12 protein-coding genes and 1 pseudogene are annotated in these 17,440 nt (G+C 73.3%); 7 read left to right on the top strand and 6 right to left on the bottom strand.

Features of this window, described 5'->3' with window-relative positions:
* Positions 1-10 precede the first annotated feature (10 nt).
* From BLV76_RS21395 to BLV76_RS21385, 3 genes and pseudogenes are all read right to left on the bottom strand, one after another.
* Positions 11-925 carry a transglutaminase family protein gene (locus BLV76_RS21395; protein WP_090971968.1) on the bottom strand — a complete coding sequence of 305 codons (915 nt, stop codon included), beginning with the start codon at positions 923-925 and terminating at the stop codon, positions 11-13.
* Entirely contained in the window at positions 922-3,447 is a 2,526-nt protein-coding gene (locus BLV76_RS21390) for a circularly permuted type 2 ATP-grasp protein (protein WP_175539779.1), read from the bottom strand. Before BLV76_RS21390 ends, BLV76_RS21395 begins: the two co-directional genes overlap by 4 nt.
* 33 nt (positions 3,448-3,480) lie before the next feature.
* A pseudogene (locus tag BLV76_RS21385) lies at positions 3,481-6,689 on the bottom strand (transglutaminase family protein).
* Positions 6,690-6,822: 133 nt separating this feature from the next.
* On the opposite strand from BLV76_RS21385, the gene BLV76_RS21380 reads away from it, so the two are divergent.
* The gene (locus BLV76_RS21380; RefSeq protein WP_090971964.1) at positions 6,823-7,674 is read left to right on the top strand and encodes a GNAT family N-acetyltransferase; all 852 of its coding nucleotides are present in this window, start codon (positions 6,823-6,825) and stop codon (positions 7,672-7,674) included.
* Between the two features lie 10 nt (positions 7,675-7,684).
* Here BLV76_RS21380 and BLV76_RS21375 read toward each other — a convergent pair whose 3' ends face one another.
* Positions 7,685-8,653 carry a hypothetical protein gene (locus tag BLV76_RS21375; RefSeq protein WP_090971962.1) on the bottom strand — a complete coding sequence of 323 codons (969 nt, stop codon included), beginning with the start codon at positions 8,651-8,653 and terminating at the stop codon, positions 7,685-7,687.
* Between the two features lie 142 nt (positions 8,654-8,795).
* Here BLV76_RS21375 and BLV76_RS21370 point away from each other — a divergent pair, with 142 nt between their 5' ends.
* Together BLV76_RS21370 and BLV76_RS21365 are read left to right on the top strand one after the other, a co-directional pair.
* Complete coding sequence (locus tag BLV76_RS21370; protein ID WP_217630419.1) at positions 8,796-9,389, top strand: RNA polymerase sigma factor; 594 nt, start codon at positions 8,796-8,798, stop codon at positions 9,387-9,389.
* On the top strand, positions 9,386-9,859 hold the full coding sequence (locus BLV76_RS21365) for a hypothetical protein (protein ID WP_090971958.1): 474 nt from the start codon (positions 9,386-9,388) through the stop codon (positions 9,857-9,859). Before BLV76_RS21370 ends, BLV76_RS21365 begins: the two co-directional genes overlap by 4 nt.
* Before the next feature lie 4 nt (positions 9,860-9,863).
* Here BLV76_RS21365 and BLV76_RS21360 read toward each other — a convergent pair whose 3' ends face one another.
* Both BLV76_RS21360 and BLV76_RS22735 read right to left on the bottom strand, forming a co-directional pair.
* A complete protein-coding gene (locus tag BLV76_RS21360; protein WP_090971956.1) occupies positions 9,864-11,138 on the bottom strand; it encodes a S8 family peptidase in 1,275 nt (424 codons plus the stop codon).
* 409 nt (positions 11,139-11,547) lie between these two features.
* Positions 11,548-12,201 carry a hypothetical protein gene (locus BLV76_RS22735; protein WP_175539778.1) on the bottom strand — a complete coding sequence of 218 codons (654 nt, stop codon included), beginning with the start codon at positions 12,199-12,201 and terminating at the stop codon, positions 11,548-11,550.
* Between the two features lie 54 nt (positions 12,202-12,255).
* Between BLV76_RS22735 and BLV76_RS22730 the strand changes: the two genes are divergently transcribed.
* From BLV76_RS22730 to BLV76_RS21340, 4 genes are read left to right on the top strand one after another with little or no spacing between them, the layout of a single operon-like run.
* Complete coding sequence (locus BLV76_RS22730; RefSeq protein WP_175539777.1) at positions 12,256-13,803, top strand: CHAT domain-containing protein; 1,548 nt, start codon at positions 12,256-12,258, stop codon at positions 13,801-13,803.
* A 47-nt stretch (positions 13,804-13,850) separates the two neighbouring features.
* Positions 13,851-15,641 carry a proline--tRNA ligase gene (locus BLV76_RS21350; RefSeq protein ID WP_245734833.1) on the top strand — a complete coding sequence of 597 codons (1,791 nt, stop codon included), beginning with the start codon at positions 13,851-13,853 and terminating at the stop codon, positions 15,639-15,641.
* A complete protein-coding gene (locus BLV76_RS21345) occupies positions 15,598-16,539 on the top strand; it encodes a hypothetical protein (RefSeq protein ID WP_090971949.1) in 942 nt (313 codons plus the stop codon). The genes BLV76_RS21350 and BLV76_RS21345 overlap by 44 nt, the downstream gene beginning before the upstream one ends.
* Positions 16,540-16,549: 10 nt before the next feature.
* On the top strand, positions 16,550-17,266 hold the full coding sequence (locus tag BLV76_RS21340) for an HAD family hydrolase (protein WP_090971947.1): 717 nt from the start codon (positions 16,550-16,552) through the stop codon (positions 17,264-17,266).
* Positions 17,267-17,440: the final 174 nt, after the last annotated feature.

Here is a 17,440-nt window from a genome sequence, read left to right as displayed (position 1 = left end):
GGACGGGCGCTCAGAGCTCGGGCAGGCGGGTCACGTCGACGCCGACGTCGAGGGTCGAGCTCGTCGACTCGGTGTAGATCACGCCCTTGAGCGGCGAGACGTCGCGGAAGTCGCGGCCCCAGGCGGTGACGACGTAGCGGCTGTCCGCGAGGTGGTCGTTGGTCGGGTCGAGGTCCACCCACGACCCGCCCGGCACCAGCACCGAGGCCCACGCGTGCGACGCGTCGGCGCCCTCGAGCTTCTCCTTCCCGGGCGGGGGAGCGGTCTCGAGGTAGCCGCTGACGTAGCGGCCGGGCAGCCCGGCCGCGCGCAGGCAGCCGAGGGCGAGGTGGGTGAAGTCCTGGCACACCCCGCGCCGCTCCTCGAGCAGCTCCTGCAACGTGGTGCGGACGTTGGTGGTCCCGGGCCGGTAGTCGAAGTCGCCGAAGATCGCGTGGGTGAGCCCGACCAGCGCCTCGCCCAGCGGGCGCTCCGGCGCGAGGTGCAGCGCGGCGTACGCCCGGACGGCGTCGTCGACCTCCACCAGCGGCGACGGCAGGAGGTGGTCGGACACCGCGACCGGGTCACCGGTGCGGGCGACCTCCGCGGCCGCGGACCCGACGGTCCATCGGTCGAGCGCGTCCAGGTCGACCTCGGGCCAGTCGACGTGCACGACGCTCGTCTTGGTCACCTCGAGCACCTGGTGCGGCGAGCGGACCTCGACGTAGAAGCTGCGGTTGCCGAAGTGGTCGGTGTGCTCGCTGACCAGGTGCGGCTCGGGAGAGATGCGGACCTCGTTGCCGACGACCCGCTGCGAGGGCGTCTCGCGCGGTCGCAGGAACCCCCGCTCATAGCAGGTCGTGACGTCGCCGGAGTAGGTGTACGTCGTCCGATGCCGCACCTCGTAGCTGCGGGGGACGAAGTCCTCGGGCCCCTGGCGGCTCATCCGCGCGTCCTCGCCCAGTCGCCGAGCAGCACCCGCTGGGTGGGCTTGCGCCGGAAGTGGCGCGTGGTGAGGTCGGTCGAGATCGAGCGCAGCGTCTCCTCGACGGTGCCGAGCACCGTCCGGAGGCCCGCCCGGTCGCCCGCGCACACCTCGACGAGGTCGAGGCCCGCGAGGTGCGCGCCGAGCTCGTCGGCCCGGTGGACGAGCAGGTCGTCGTCGGCCAGCCGCAACGCCTCGCCCAGGCGCGCCACCTGGAACGCCACCGACCGCGGGTTGCCCACGTCGACGAGCAGCAGCGAGATCGCGGAGTGGATCGGCCACGCCGGGCCCTCGCCCGACGCCGTCCGCCGCCGGTGGGTGAGGATGCTCTCGCACGCCTCCAGCACCGACTCGGTGACCTGGCCGTCGATGACCGGCGGCCGCTCCACCGCGAGCGTCGCCCGCAGCAGCGCGACCGTGTGCTGGGCGCGCTCGACCCGGATGCCGCCGTCGAGGAAGCCCCACGTCTGGTCGCGCACCATGCTCTCGTGCACGACGCCGGCGACGGCCAGGAGCGACTCCAGCACGGTGTCGAGCTGGAGGCGCAGCGGGGCATCACCGGCAGTCGGCGCGACCAGCGTGCGGCTCAGCCGGGACAACACGTGCCAGATGTCCTGGGACAGCTGGTCGCGGACGTTGTCGGCGGCGGCCACGAGGCGGTGGGTGGCGTGCGCGACGGTGCCGACCCGGTGCGGCCGGCCCACCATCGCGCGCAGGTGGTCGACCGACCCCTGGCCCGGCTGCGCCTGGATCCCGGTCAGCGCCACGGCCGCCTGCACCATCACGTCGGTGGTGTCCGCGCCCGGGGTCCCGGGCCGCCCTGCGTGGTCCTCTGCGAGGTCGTCGGCCACCCGCAGCAGGCGGGCCACGCCCTCGGCGCGCTCGGCGTAGCGACCGACCCAGAAGAGGTTGTCGGCGACACGCGGTGCGACCGCCGTCCGCCGCTGGAGCCGGACGAGCGCGGGTTGCGTCGCCGGATCGGGAGCCGCCCAGCCGCGCACGCCGGACGGCTCGTCGGTCAGCACCCACACGTCCTTCGCGAGCGCGCCACTGGCGTTGGAGACGAGCATCGAGTCGGCCGACGTGTTGACCCGGCCGAGGCCACCCGGCATCACGTGGTGGTCGTCGCCGCGGGCGACGCCGAAGGTGCGCAGCACGAAGCGCCCGGGGGCGAGCCCCGCACGGGTGACGACGGGCGCGGTCGACATCGCGACGGGCTCCTGGCCCACCCACGCCCACGGCCGCGCCTCCACCTCGCGGCGCAGGTCGTCACGCTCGGCGGCGGAGAGCTCCCAACCGAAGCGGGCGGCCACGACCGGACCGCGCGCGATCGGCTTGACCACGAGCCGGTCGAGGTGGGCGAGGACGTGGGAGAGGCCCAGCGGGTCACCGCACCACCAGGTCGGCGCCGAGGGTAGCGCCAGGTCCTCGTCGAGGAGCCGCCGCGCGATCGCAGGGAGGTAGGGCGCCAGCCCGGCGTTCTCGAGGACCCCGGAGCCGAGCGGGTTCGCCAGCCGGACGGCGCCGCGGCGCGTGGCCTCGACCAGCCCGGGCAGCCCGAGCTGGGAGTCGCCGCGCAGCTCGAGCGGATCGCAGAACTCGGCATCCACCCGGCGTACGACGACGTCGACCGGCTCCCGGCGCCCGGTGCTGCGGATCCAGACGCGGCCGTCGCGCACGTGGAGGTCGTCGCCCTCGACGAGCGGGAAGCCGAGCAGCGTGGCGAGGAACGCCTGGTCGTAGGACGTCTCGGAGCCGGTGCCGGGCGTCAGCAGGGCGACGCGCGGCACGTCCACGTCGCCGGGCGCCGCCGCGCCGAGGGCCTGGGCCATCGTGTCGAAGAAGCCGCGCAGCCGGGCCAGCGACGCACGGCGGTGCACCGACCCGAGCACGCGGCTCGTGACGCGGCGGTTGGCCATCGCGTAGCCCGCACCCGCGGGCGCGGCCGTCTTGTCGGCGATGACGGTCCAGTCGCCGCCGGCGCCGCGGGCGAGGTCGGTCGCGGTCAGCACGAGCCGCTGGTGCGCGATGCCGTCGACGGCGCGGACGAAGCCGGGGTGGCCGAGCACGACGTCCGCGGGCACGACGCGCTCGGCGAGCAGCCGCCGCGGTCCGTAGAGGTCGTCGTGGAGGAGCTGCAGCAGGCGGGCGCGCTGGCGCACGGCGGCCTCGAGGCCGGCCCACTCGCCCGCACCGATCACGACCGGGAGCGGGTCGATCAGCCAGCTGCGGCCGCGCTCGGGCTCGTCGTTGGACTGGTCGGGTCCGGCGGGTCCGTAGCGGATGCCGTCGTCGTCCACCAGCCGGCGCGCCTCGGCGCGGGCGGCGAGCAGGCCGGGCAGGCCCAGTGCGTCGATCGCGGAGGTGACCGGCTCCTGCTCGGGCCGCAGCCGGCCGGCGTCGTCGTACCACTCGTCCGGGCCGCCCGCCGCACCGGCGAGGGCGCGGTAGTCCGTGAGCGCACCCGTGCCGGGATCGCTCACGGGGACACTGGCCGGGACGCTCACCCGCGAACCCTAACGATCTCCGGGGAGGTGGCGACGCAGGTCCAGCGTTGCTGGATATTCCACGCCGCGGTCGGGGAGCGGACCCACCTCCATCCGGCCGCTCGTGTGGCCCAGCGCCTCGAACCGCGACGCCCGGCGGGCCTCGGCCGCCATCGCGTTGACGGGGTGGTCGTCATAGCTGCGGCCGCCCGGGTGCGCGACGTGGTAGGTGAAGCCGCCGAGCGAGCGGCTGCTCCACGTGTCGACCAGGTCGAAGGTGAGCGGGGAGTGGATGCCGATGGTGGGGTGGAGCGAGGAGTACGGCGCCCATGCGCGGTAGCGGACCCCGCCGACGGCGCGGCCGTCGAGGCTGCGCATCGGGACGGGTACGCCGTTGCAGGTCACGACGTGGCGACCCTCGACCAGCCCGGTGGCGGCGACCTGCACCCGCTCGACCGAGGAGTCGACGTAGCGCGACGTGCCGCCCAGCGACACCTCCTCGCCGAGCACGTGCCACGGCTCGACGGCCCCGCGCAGCTCGAGGCCGACGCCGGCGACGGTGGTCTCGCCGAGCCGCGGGAAGCGGAACTCCCAGAAGGGCTCGAGCCAGGCCGGGTCGAAGTGCGGCGCACCCTCACCGAGGTGGTCGTTGGTCTCGCGCACGACGTCCTCGAGGTCGGCCATCGCGAAGGCGGGCAGCAGGAAGGTGTCGTGGAGCCGCGTGCCCCACCGCACCAGCGGCCCGGTGTAGGGCTCCGACCAGAATCGCGCCACGAGCGCGCGGAGGAGAGCAGCCTGCACCAGTGCCATCCGCGGGTGCGGCGGCATCTCGAAGCCGCGCAGCTCCAGCAGCCCGAGGCGGCCGCGGTCGCTGTCGGGGCTGTAGAGCTTGTCGATGCAGAACTCGGAGCGGTGGGTGTTGCCGGTGACGTCGGTGAGCAGGTGGCGGAAGAGCCGGTCGACGAGCCAGGGCGCGGCCTCGCCGTCCTCGCGCGTGGTGCGCTCGAGCTCGGCGAAGGCGATCTCGAGCTCGTAGAGCGTCTCGTGGCGGCCCTCGTCGACCCGGGGCGCCTGGCTCGTCGGGCCGATGAAGCGCCCGCTGAAGACGTAGGACAGCGACGGGTGGTGCTGCCAGTAGGTGACCAGGCTCCGGAGCAGGGCGGGCCGGCGCAGCAGCGGGGAGTCCGCGGACGTCGGGCCGCCGAGGGTGAAGTGGTTGCCGCCGCCGGTGCCGGTGTGGGTGCCGTCGGTGTCGAACTTCTCCGTCGCGAGGCCGACCTGCCGGGCGTCCTCGTAGAGGCTCTCGGTGAGGTCGCGCAGCTCGCCCCACGTGCGCGTCGGCTGGATGTTGACCTCGATGACACCGGGGTCGGGCGTCACCGACAGGCTCGTCAGCGACGGGTGGCTGGGCAGGGGTAGCCCTCGAGCACGACCGGGACGCCTGCTGCAGCGGCCGCGGCCTCGATGGTGCGGACCAGCGCCAGCGCGAGGGCGACGTCGGTGAGCGGTGGCAGGAAGACGAACAGGTGGCCGTCGCGCTCCTCGACCACGACGGCGTGGCGGGGTGACTCCTCGACGTCGTGGACGGTGGCGGGCCCGACACCCACCGTCCCCAGCGGGGAGGAGGGGGCGAAGGGGGAGCGGTCGGGCAGGTCCGGGGGCGGGTTCCACGCCAGGGAGTCGAGCGGCAGCCGGTAGCCCGCCGGTGAGTCGCCGGTGGTCAGGAAGAGCCGGTCGCGGCGCAGCCGCCACCGCGCCGTGCCCCAGCCCTCGCCGGACGGGTCCTCGAAGACCGGCACGACCCACGCCCGCGGGCTGCCGGCCGTGACGTCGACCGAGGCCACCTCCGGGACCTCGGGATCGACGGGGTCACCGACCGGCCGCCGGGCCTCGTCCCACGCCCGGGCGAACGGGTCGTCGTACGCCGCCAGGACGTGCTCGTCGGGGACGCCGAGCCCGGCCGCCAGCGATCGCGCGACCGCCTCCGTCGGGGCCTCGCCCGCGGCGACGACGGGGTCGACCCACGGGTGGTCGAGGAGTGCCCGGTCGTGCCACAGCGGCTCACCGTCGGCGCGCCACCAGAGCTGGGCCTGCCAGCGCGGGAGCGGCTCGCCGGGGTACCACTTGCCCTGCCCGTGGTGCACCAGCCCGCCCGGCGCCCAGCGCTCGACCAGCCGCTCGGTCAGCCGCCTGGCCAGCACCCGCTTGTCGGGGCCGTCGGCTGCGACGGTCCACTGCTCGCTGGCCTGGTCGGCCGCCGACACGAAGGTCGGCTCGCCGCCCATCGTGAGGCGGACGTCGCCGGCGCGCAGGAGGCCGTCGACGTGCTCGCCGAGCCGGTCGACCGCGGCCCACTGCGCCTCCGAGTAGGGGAGCGTGACGCGGGCGTCCTCGTGGATCCGGGTGACGACGTTGTGGAAGGCGAAGCCCACCTCCACCGGCGCGGTCGCCCCGCTGATCGGCGCGGCCGACGCGGGGGAGGGCGTCGCGCAGAGCGGGATGTGCCCCTCGCCCGCGAACAACCCGCTCGTCGGGTCGAGGCCGATCCACCCGGCGCCGGGCACGAACACCTCGGTCCAGGCGTGGAGGTCGGTGAAGTCCTCCGCCGGCCCTGACGGCCCGTCGATCGCGGTGACGTCGGAGGTCAGCTGGACGAGGTAGCCCGACACGAAGCGCGCCGCGAGCCCGAGCTGGCGCAGCACCGACACCAGCAGCCAGGCGCTGTCGCGGCACGAGCCCCACTGGCTGGTCAGCGTGTGGTCGGGCGTCTGCACGCCGTGCTCCATCCGCACGGTGTAGCTCACGTCGCCTCGCACGGTCTGGTTGACCGCGACCAGGAAGTCGACGATGCCGTCGGTGCGGTCGGCGAGCCCGCTGGCCGCGAGCCACTGGCGCACGACCGGCCCGGGCCCGCCGAGCCCCTCCTCGTCGACCGGCTGGAGGTACGGCGCGAGCTCGGCCGCGAGGCCGGGCTCGTAGGCGAACGGGTAGCGCGCGGCGTCGTCCTCCACGAAGAAGTCGAACGGGTTGACGACCGTCATGTCCGCCACGAGGTCGACGGTGATGGCGAGCTCCTTCACCGGCTCGGGGAAGACGAGGCGCGCGAGGTAGTTGCCGAACGGGTCCTGCTGCCAGTTGAGGAAGTGCCCGCGCGGCTCGACCGTGAGCGAGTAGGCCTCGATCGGCGTCCGGGAGTGCGGTGCGGGTCGCAGCCGGACGGTGTGCGGGTGGACCGTCACCGGCTCCGCGAAGGTGTAGGTGGTGCGGTGCTCGAGGGCTACGCGGATCGTCACGCGCGCCACCGTAGTCGGGCCATGTGGCCGTCATGTTTCGCGTCGTCGCGTCGCCTGCGACGAGCGCTAGGCTCCCCGCATGCTGAGGACCCGCGAGCAGGTGCGCGTGCTGGGCCCGGGTGACCGGGACCGGTTCATCGCGCTCGCGGAGCAGGACCCGGTCGTCAACGTCTTCGCCGACTACCGTGCGCGCCTGACCAACCTCGACGAGCGCTGGCTCGGGGGGCAGGTCTGGGGCCGGTTCGAGGGCGAGGAGCTCGTCGCGGGCTGCCACCTCGGCGCCAACCTGGTGCCGGTCCAGTGCACCCCCGAGGACGTCGGGGCGTTCGCCGACGTGGCGCTGCGCCGGCGCTCCAGCGTGGGCACGATCGTCGGGCCGAGCGAGGTCGTCGGCTCGCTGTGGGGCATCATCGAGCCGCGGTGGGCGCGCCCCCGCGAGCACCGGCCGCTCCAGCCCCACCTGGAGATCTCGTCGCCGTCCGCCGTGGCGGCAGCGGTCGACGTACGCCCCACGACGCCGCGCGACCTCGAGCAGCTCTATCCCGCGTGCGTGGCGATGTACACCGAGGAGGTCGGCGTCTCCCCGGAGAACGACGCCGGCGGCGGTGACCTCTACCGCGCCCGCATCCAGCAGCTCATCGCGCGCGGGTGGTCGATGGCGAGCTTCGACGACCGCGGCGTCGTCTTCAAGGCCGAGGTCGCCTGCGTGACGCCCTACGCCGCCCAGGTGCAGGGGGTCTGGGTGCGACCCGACCGCCGGGGCGAGGGCCTCGCGACGAGCGGGATGTCCGCCGTCGTGCAGCACGTCCTCGGGACCGGCATGGCGCCGGTCGTGTCGCTCTACGTCAACGAGTGGAACACCGCGGCCCGTGCGGCCTACGCCCGCGTCGGCTTCGAGCAGACCGCCACCTTCGCGACCCTCATGTTCTGACCCGGCCGGCCTACTCCGGTAGCGGGGTCGGGTCGGAGGCGGCCTGGCAGCGCTTCGGGGTGCACCGCACCATCGCCGTGCTCGTGCGCCCGTCGACGCGGAAGCTGATCGCCGAGCCGGTCTCCCACCTGATGTCGGTGAACCGCTCCGCCGTCCAGCGACCGAGCTCGCGGCCGGTCACCGTGCGCATGACGAGGAACCGCACCCGGCCGAAGCCGAGGAAGACCCGACGGTCGGTCGTCACCATCCGGCGCCCGTCGGGGGAGAGCGCGACGACCTGCTCGTCGCACGACCTCCACAGCCGGCGGTGCGGTGTCGCGAGGCGGGCGGTGAAGGTGCAGCGCTCCCCGGGCGCGGTCCAGCCGGCGGCGACGCCGTCGGCGAGGCTGCCCACCTGCAGGTGCCACTTGTCGTCGATGACGTCGCGCAGCGTGTCGCGCTTCCAGTCCCACACCACCACCCGGCCGCCGTCGCCACCGATGAGCAGGCGGTGGCCGTCGAGGTCGATCGGGTGCGCGAAACGGCCGATGTTGGTGTCGACCCAGCTGCGGAACGTGCGCGTGCCGAGCCGCTCGCCGTCCTTCACCCGGCGGACGGTGACGACGGTGACCCCGTCGCCGGCCAGCCCCGCCGAGGCGTAGAGCCGGCCGTCCGGGCTGGTGATGGTGTCCTCGTCGGCACCGGGCAACCGGGACTTCGCGCCGTCGTGGTCGACGAGCACGACGTCGGCGAAGCGTCGGTCGCGCACGAGGTAGCCGCCGCGCACCTCGGCGACGAGCACCGGTTTCTTCACGGGTACGACGACCACGCGGGTGCCGTCGACGATGGTCGTGCCCTCGACGTAGGGGAGGGCCAGGTCGGCGCCGCGCGGCAGGGACCCCGGCCGGAGGTCGGCCGCGGCCGCCGGCGCGGCCAGCAGCGCCAACGGGGCGATCAGCGCGGTCGCGGCCGTGGCGATCCTTCGATGGTGGTGGCGCATGGTCCCTCCCGACCGAGTCCCTGGGGCGAGTGCCTGTGACCACCATGGCGCAGCCGGGAGCGGCTGGCGAGAAAAAGTTCGACTGGTACGTATCAGCACGGCGCGTGCCCGCTCCTGTACTGACATGGGGACAATGGTCACCATGTCAGAGGACAGCAGGACTGAGGGGCAGTCCGACGAGTCACCGTGGAGCAAGGCCAGTGGGGCGTTCATCGCCTGGCGTTCGGGGGACGCCAGGGCCGTGGACGAGCTGGTCTCGACGATGACTCCTGTGCTGTGGCACGTGGTGAGGGCCTACGGGTTGGACCGACAGGCGGCCGAGGACGTGATCCAGGCGACCTGGCTGGGACTCGTGCGCCGCCACCAGACCATTGCCGACCCCAAGGCGGTCGCGTCCTGGCTGATCACCTCAGCCAGGCGCGGCGCAGCCGCACACGCCAGGTCGGCACGCCGTGCCGACCCGGTGGAGGACGAGAAGCTGCATGCCGTGCTCCCGGACGTGGAGTCGGCAGAGGCCCTCGCGATGCTCGACGAGGAGGCGGCCGGGCTCTGGAACGCGGTGGCCTCGCTCGACGAGCGGTGCCAGAAGCTCCTCCGGGTCGTCGCCTTCATGGACCGGCCCGACTACCAGTCCTTGAGCCACGACCTCGACATGCCCGTCGGGAGCATCGGACCCACGCGGGCCCGCTGCCTGGCCAAGGTCCGAACCGCTCTAGCGAAAGGAGGCGGGCGATGAGCGTGCACAGCACGGGGGACGACGCCCTCCTCGAGGAACTGCGTGACATGTGGCTGACCTACGACCCGCCGCCGAGCGACCTCGTGGCGAAGATGATCGCTGCCGTCGCGGCGTCCGACCTCGACCAGGAGTGGGAGCTGCTCGTCCTGGTCCGCGACTCCGCCGAGGAGGCGGCCGCCGCGGTCCGTGGTCTCGCGACAGCCCGGATGCTCTACTTCACGGTCGCCGAGGGCTGGTCCCTCGACGCCGAGATCGACGGCGACCAGGTGCGTGGACAGCTCCTCGACTTCGACGGTGACATGGGGTCCGTCGAGGTCGCCGTGGAGACCCGCGGCGCCTCCGCCGAGCTCTGGCGGTCCGGCCTCGACGAGTTCGGATTCTTCTCGATCGAGGCCGAGCCCACCGGCGAGGTGCGCTTCACCGTCCACTACCGCGGCCACGCGGTCAGCAGCCGCTGGGTCGAGCTCTGAGCCGTCAGGCGTAGGGCTGGCGCAGCTCCCGGTGTGGACCGACCATCGGGTCGGAGTCGTAGACCGACCGGGCGAGGACGGCGTCGCGGGCCTCCTTGGCCGATGAGCCGCTCTCGCTGATCTCGCGGGCGATCAGGCCCGCGACGACCGGCGCGGCGAACGACGTGCCGCTCCAGCGGGCCATGCCCGTGCCGAAGATCCGGATGTCGCCCTTGTCGGGTGTCTCGTGGCACTCGAAGCTGCCGTCGGGGAACGCGTTGACGAGGTTGCGACCGAGCGCGAACACGTCCGCCGAGACGCCGAAGTTGGAGAACTCGGAGACCCGACCGTCACGGTCGAGCGAGCCCACCCCGACGCACCACGGGGCTGCGGCGGGCCAGAAGGGCGCCGCCCAGCCGTCGTTGCCGGCGGCGGCGACCAGCACGCAGTCCCGCTTGCGGAGCCGGGTCCGGTAGAACTTCTCGAACGCGATCGACGGCAGGTCGTCCCGGGTGCGGCAGCCGGCTGACAGGTTGATCACCTGCGGGTCGTGGGTGAGTGCCTCCTCCAGCTGCACGACGAGGTCGGACTCGAGGATCCCGCCCCCACCGATGCCACCGACCGCGAAGCCCTCGACGAAGATCTTCGTCTGCGGAGCCATGCACCGGACGACGCCGGCGATGAAGGTCCCGTGCCCGGCATAGGGGCGGAGGTCGGGTCCGTTGAGCTCGTCGTCGCCCTCGATGTCGTGCATCCACGGGGTGCGGGGATCGGTCGCGGCCGGCGGGTGCCAGCCGGTGTCGACGACCACGACGCTCACCTCGCAGCCCTTCTCCTGGACGGCGACCGGCGGCCAGGGTTCCTTCAGACCGGTCTCCATCGGCTCGACGGCCGGACAGGCCGTGCCGCCGGGGCCGCCGGGACTCACGTGCACCCAGTGGTCGGGAGAGGCGGCTCCTCGCCGCAGCCCTCCGCGCTCGAGCAGGTCGAGCACGTCAAGGACCGTCTGCCCGCCCGCTCGCGGAGGCAGCAGGTAGCGCAGCAGCTCGCCGTCCAGCAGGACCACGTCGTCACGCTTCGGCGGGTCCTGGAAGATGCCCTCGTCGAGGCGCCTGAGCGCCTGGTCGAACGCGTCGGCGTCGTCGGCGTCCACCAGGAGGCGGTCGGGGTGGTAGAGGTAGGTGAAGTCCGCCGGTGCCTCGGTGTCCCAGGCGACGGCGCCGTCGTTGGCCTCCTTGAGGTCCCTCAGCTGGTCGGTGCTGCGTCGTCGTGCGTCGTCGCCGATCTTCCAGTCGCCCATGGTCCGACGCTAGCGCCGCGCGCGTGTGGGTAGGAGGGGTTTGCCACAGTTTCGTGTCGGATCGGCAAGGATGAGTGCCGTGGACCGGGACGAGGCGGAGGACCTGCTGCGCACCCTGTTCGCCGATCCCGAGCGAGCCCGGTCGACGGCACTGATCGAGCTGATCCCCGATCCGGATCGCGCGATCGCATCGATCGGCCACCAGGTACTGGGGATCGTCTTGCGCGACATGGGCGCGACGGAGGAATCCCTCACCCACCTGCGAACGGCGCTTCGTCTTGCCCACGGCGTCGATGGCGACCGCGAGAGTGACGTGCGGGCGACCCTGGGCGGAACGCTCGTCTACGCCGGCAAGACCCGAGAGGGTCTTGCTCAGCTGGACCGCGCGGCAGAAGAGCTCGAGGGGATCTCACTGGCGCGAGTGCTCGTGCGGCGTGCCCGCGTCTTGAGCTTCAGCCTCGAACGACTCGAGGAGGGCGGCGCCGACCTGGGTCGTGCGCTCGAGATCCTCGACCGGGCCGACGACGACGTGTGGCGGGCGCGCGCCCTTCACCTCGACGGTCTCACCCGGACGGGACTCGGCGACCTCGACGGCGCTCGCCGCTCCTTCGCTGCGGCGCTCGAGATCCACTCCGCGCTGGGGCTGGACTGGGACGCGGCTGTGGGTGTCCACAGCCAAGGATGGCTCGCCTTCCTGGCTGGTGACCTGCCCGTGGCGCTGGAGCGCTACGCACGGGCCGCCGCCATGTTCGAACTGCTCGGAATCACCGCAGTGGACCTCGTCTTCGACCAGTGCGCTGCCTATCTGGCAGGTGGACTCGCAGCGGACGCGCTCCTGGTCGTCGAGCACGCGCTCGAGGCTCGTCCCCTTCTGCCTGTTGAGCGCGCGGACCTCCTGCTGGCGCTGGCGGGCGCTGCGATCGCTGCTCCCGACCCGGATCGGGCCAAGATCGCCGCGGACGAGGCGTGTCGGTTGTTCCGACAACAGGGGCGTGAGCAGCACTGGATCAGGTCCGAGCTGTTCGCGATCGCCGCGCGTGAGGAGGCGACCGGTCGACCGCATCGGCTGTTGCAGCGTGTCAAGAGGCTCGTGGACACAGCCCGAGGGAACAGCGCCATGGAGCTGCCTCAGGCGCTGATGCTCGGCGCCGAGCTGGGCGGTCGCGTCCGGTCGGCGCGTGCCGCGGGTCTCGTCGACGAGTGGCTGGCCGAGGCCTCGGGCTTCCGCGGCTCGCACCTGGGGACGACCCGCGCGCTGGGCTGGCTCGCGCTCGCGCGTCGGCGGGCCAACGCGGGTGAGGTGGGCGGAGTGCTCCGCGCCTGCGAACGCGGCCTCGCGGCGCTCGACGAGCACCAGGCGACCTTCGGCAGCCAGGAGCTGCGCGCGCTCTCGTCCAGCCACGGCGCCGAGCTGGCCGAGCTCGGCACCCGGACCGCACTGGCGTCCGGCGACGCGCGCCGACTGCTCCGGTGGGCCGAGAGGTGGCGGGCCACCGCTCTCTCGATCCCGTGGGCGGGCGCCGAGCACGATGCGGCGACCACGGCGGACCTCGCAGCCCTGCGCGCCCAGCACAGTCGCCTCGCCGAGGCGCGCTCAGCTGGGCAACCCACCGAACGGCTCCAGGCCCGCGCCACCAGGCTCGAGCAGGCGGTGCGCCAGCGGCTCTTCCACGAGCGTGGCTCGGGCGAGACGGCCTCGGCCCTCGACGTCCCCGAGCTCCTCGACGCCCTGCGCGAGGACGACACCACGCTCGTCGAGCTGACCGAGGTCGACGGCGAGCTCCACGCCCTCGTCGCCGGCCGCGGTCGGGTCCGCCACCTCCACGTCGGCCCGGCCCTGGCGGCCTCGAAGGCCGTCGACTTCTCGCTCTTCACGCTGCGCCAGGCCTCGCGCGGTCGTCGTACGCAGGTCGAGGCGGCGGGCGCCCGCCTCCAGCAGGCCGTGCTCGGCCGCGCGCTCGACCGGGTGGGGGAGTCGCGCGTCGTCGTGTCCGGCACGTCCACGCTGCAGGGCGTGCCGTGGGGACTGCTGCCGGCACTGGCCGACCGCCCCTTCAGCAGCACGCCGTCCGCGCGGCTGTGGCTGCGCGCGAGGTCTGCCCGGCCGGCCGACCCCGACCGCCGCGTGATGCTCGTCGGACCCGGGCTGGGCAGCGGCGGCGCCGAGGTCCCCGCTGTCGCCGCGCAGGACCCGAAGGCACAGGTGCTCGACGGCGACGGCGCCACGGTCGCGGCCTCCCTCGCCGCGCTCGACGGCGCGGCCCTGGCTCACGTCGCCGCCCACGGTCACTTCCGTGAGGACAGCCCGCTCTTCTCCTCGCTCGTGATGTCCGACGGACCGCTCCTCGTGCACGACCTCCAGCGGCTCGAGCGTCCGCCACACCGCGTGGTGCTGTCGGCCTGCGAGTCCGGCGTGATGGCCCCCGTCGGCGACCAGGAGCTCCTCGGCCTCGCCGCCGCGCTGCTCTCGATGGGCACCGCGGGAGTGGTCTCGAGCCTCGCCGAGGTCGACGACGCCGCGACCGTCGAGGTGATGGTCGCGCTGCACGCCAGCCTCCGCGCCGGAGGGGGGCTCGGTGACGCGCTGCTGGCCGCCAGACAGGCCGCGGAAGGCGATCCGGTGATGGCCGCCACCGCCGCGTCGTTCACCGTGCTCGGCACCTGACGGAACTGGTTCGCGGCGGCCGGAGGCCCGCACCTATCCTTGCGCCCATGACTGGCCGCCTCCTCCGCATGTCGACCCTGTTCGTGCGCACCCTGCGCGACGACCCCAACGACGCCGAGGTGCCGAGCCACAAGCTGCTGGTCCGCGCGGGCTACATCCGCCGCGCCGCGCCCGGCATCTACACCTGGCTGCCCCTGGGCCTGCGGGTGCTACGCCGCATCGAGGACATCATCCGCGAGGAGATGGACGAGATGGGTGCGCAGGAGCTGTCGTTCCCCGCCCTGCTGCCCAAGGAGCCCTACGAGGCGACCGGCCGCTGGACCGAGTACGGCCCCAACATCTTCCGCCTCCAGGACCGCAAGGGCGCCGACTACCTCCTCGGCCCCACCCACGAGGAGATGTTCACCCTCGTGGTGAAGGACCTCTACTCCTCCTACAAGGACCTGCCCCTCTCGATCTACCAGATCCAGACCAAGTACCGCGACGAGGCGCGTCCACGCGCGGGCCTGCTGCGCGGGCGCGAGTTCGTCATGAAGGACTCCTACTCCTTCGACGTCTCGGACGCCGGGCTCGAGGAGTCCTACCAGAAGCACCGCGACGCCTACGTCCGGATCTTCGACCGCCTCGGCTTCGAGTACGTCATCGTCAAGGCGACCTCCGGCGCCATGGGCGGGTCGGCCAGCGAGGAGTTCCTCGCCAAGGCCGAGGTCGGCGAGGACACCTACGTCCGCTGCACCCGCTGCGACTACGCCGCCAACGTCGAGGCCGTCACGGTCCCCGCGCCCGCTGCGGTGTCGTACGACGACGTCCCCGCCGCGCACGCCGAGGACACCCCCGGCACACCCACCATCGACTCGCTGGTCGACCACCTCAACGAGGCGTTCCCCCGCGACGACCGCCCCTGGGTCGCCGGCGACACGCTCAAGAACGTCCTGGTCGTGCTCAAGCACCCCGACGGCACCCGTGAGCCCCTCGCCATCGGCGTGCCCGGTGACCGCGAGGTCGACCAGAAGCGCCTCGAGGGCCAGCTCGAGCCCATCGAGGTCGAGCCCATGGACGAGGCCGAGTTCGCCAAGCACCCCGCGCTGGTCAAGGGCTACATCGGCCCCGGGTCCCTGGGGGAGGAATCGACCTCCGGCATCCGCTTCGTCGTCGACCCCCGCATCTCCGAGGGCACCCGCTGGGTCACCGGCGCCGACGTGCACGGCTCCCACGTCATCGACATGACCGTCGGCCGCGACTTCACGCCCGACGGCACGATCGAGGCCGCCGAGGTCCGCGATGGCGACGCCTGCCCGAGCTGCTCCGTCCGGGGCGACGACGGCGTCCTCGAGTCCGCACGCGGCGTCGAGATGGGCCACATCTTCCAGCTCGGTCGCAAGTACGCCGACGCCCTCGGCCTGCAGGTCCTCGACGAGAACGGCAAGCTCGTCACCGTCACGATGGGCTCCTACGGCATCGGTCCGTCGCGTGCCGTGGCGGCCATCGCCGAGGGCACCCTCGACGAGCTGGGCCTGTGCTGGCCCCGCGACGTCGCGCCCGCCGACGTCCACGTCGTCGCCGCCGGCAAGGAGGAGGCGGTCCACGCCGCCGCCGAGCAGCTGGCCCGCGACCTCAAGGACGCCGGTCTCGAGGTGCTCCTCGACGACCGGGCCGGCAAGGTCAGCCCCGGTGTGAAGTTCAAGGACGCCGAGCTCATCGGCGTGCCCACGATCGTCACGGTCGGCCGCGGCCTGGCCGACGGCGTCGTCGAGGTGCGCGACCGCAAGTCCGGCGAGCGCGAGGACGTCGCGGTTGCCGACGCCGCGGCGCGCATCGTGGGCCTGGTCCGGAGCTGACCCCATCCGCTGGTCGAGGAGGGGAGACGCCGCCTCACGGGACCTGGCGAGGTGGCGCGCCCACCTCGCCGGCATCCGCCCCGACGCCGACCCGTCGGAGGCGGACTGGTGGGACACGACGTGGGGCTCGGGCGACGCGCAACCGGCCGTCGGGTTCCTGGTCCCGGCGGGCTTCGAGGCGTACGCCCGGATCCTCCACCCGGCCCGCGACCGTGACGGCGACCCGGCGACGTGGGCGGCGGTGGCCGAGGAGATGGGTACGACGCTCCATCCCGAGGCCCAGTGGCACCGGCTGGCCGCACGGAGCTCGCCCAGCGACCACGGACCGCCCCACGGGACCGGATGGGCCGGTGGCGACCCGCACGAGGGACTCCTCGATCGCCGGTTGCTCGCCGCCCTGGCCGACGTGCTCGCCCGGCACACCGGCACGCCCGAGGACACCGTCGTCGCCTTCTGGGACGGCTACGGCGTGTGGCCCACCGCGTGGCGCGACCTGCCGACCGCCCGTCAGCCCGGCCGCGACTACTTCCTCTTCCGGCGACCGGTGGCCGACGTCGAGCGGCTCTGCGCCGAGGCGCCCTCCGTCGGGCACGCCCTCGGCCCGGACGCCACCAGCGGCACGATCACCGTCTTCATCCCGGACGGCCAGCCGCCTGCACCGCCGCCCACGCCCGACGAGCACCTCGCCATGTGGGCTCCCCATGCGTGGCAGAGCCCGTCCGAGTGGTGGCCGGCCGACCGCGCGTGGGCGATGTCCAACGACACCGACCTCGACTCGACCCTCGTCGGCGGCAGCCGGGCGCTGGTCGACGACCTCGTCGCCGACGAGCTCCTCGAGGTGCTGCCCTGGCCCGTCGACGGCTCGCTCTGGTCGAGCGCCGACGACGTCAACCACTAGGTTCACCGGCATGGCGATCGAGGCAGTGATCTTCGACTGGGGCGGCACCCTCACGCGCTGGCACGACGTCGACTTCCACGCCGAGTCGGTGGCGCTCGCCCAGGCCGTGCGTGCCTCGCCGTCGCCCGACGACGACCACCACGCGCACGCCGCGCGCCTGCACGGCGCAGGTGCGGCCTTGTGGGGACGGAGCCGTGACCACCAGCAGAGCGCGACGATCGCCGACCTCTTCACCGAGGCCGGGCTCGAGCACGACCCCGAACTGCTGCAGGCCTACTACGACTTCTGGGAGCCGCACACCCTCACCGACCCGGAGGTGCGGCCGATGTTCGAGGAGCTGCGCGCGGCGGGGCTCAAGGTCGGTGTCCTGTCCAACACCATCTGGCCGCGTGAGTGGCACGTCGGCTTCTTCGAGCGCGACGGGGTGTACGACCTCGTCGACGGCGACGTCTACTCCAGCGAGATCCCGTGGACCAAGCCGTCGCCGCTGGCGTTCCGGGCCGCGATGGACGCGGTCGGGGTCAGCGACCCGTCCGCCTGCGTCTACGTGGGGGACCGCCTCTTCGACGACGTCTGGGGCGCCCACAACGCCGGTCTCCTGGCGATCCACGTCCCGCTCAGCGCGATCCCTCCCGAGCAGGTCGGACACACCGAGGGTGAGCCGGACGCGAGGGTCACCTCCCTGGCGCAGGTGCCGGCGGTCGTCCGGACGTTGGACAAGGGCTGACCGCACCGCCCGCGCGGGCGCACGCCCTGCATGTTTGTGCGTTGCAAGAACATGCAGCCGGGAACTGCTTCTGTTCTGGTCGGAACGAATGCATGATTGTGCATGTGGCCGCTCCACCCCCACAGGAGGGGTCACACAGGGTGATGCTGACCAACCCCACGAAGGCGGTCCGTG

The organism is Nocardioides exalbidus (assembly GCF_900105585.1).
GTDB lineage: Bacteria > Actinomycetota > Actinomycetes > Propionibacteriales > Nocardioidaceae > Nocardioides > Nocardioides exalbidus.
This window is presented reverse-complemented; position numbering and strand designations above follow the sequence as displayed.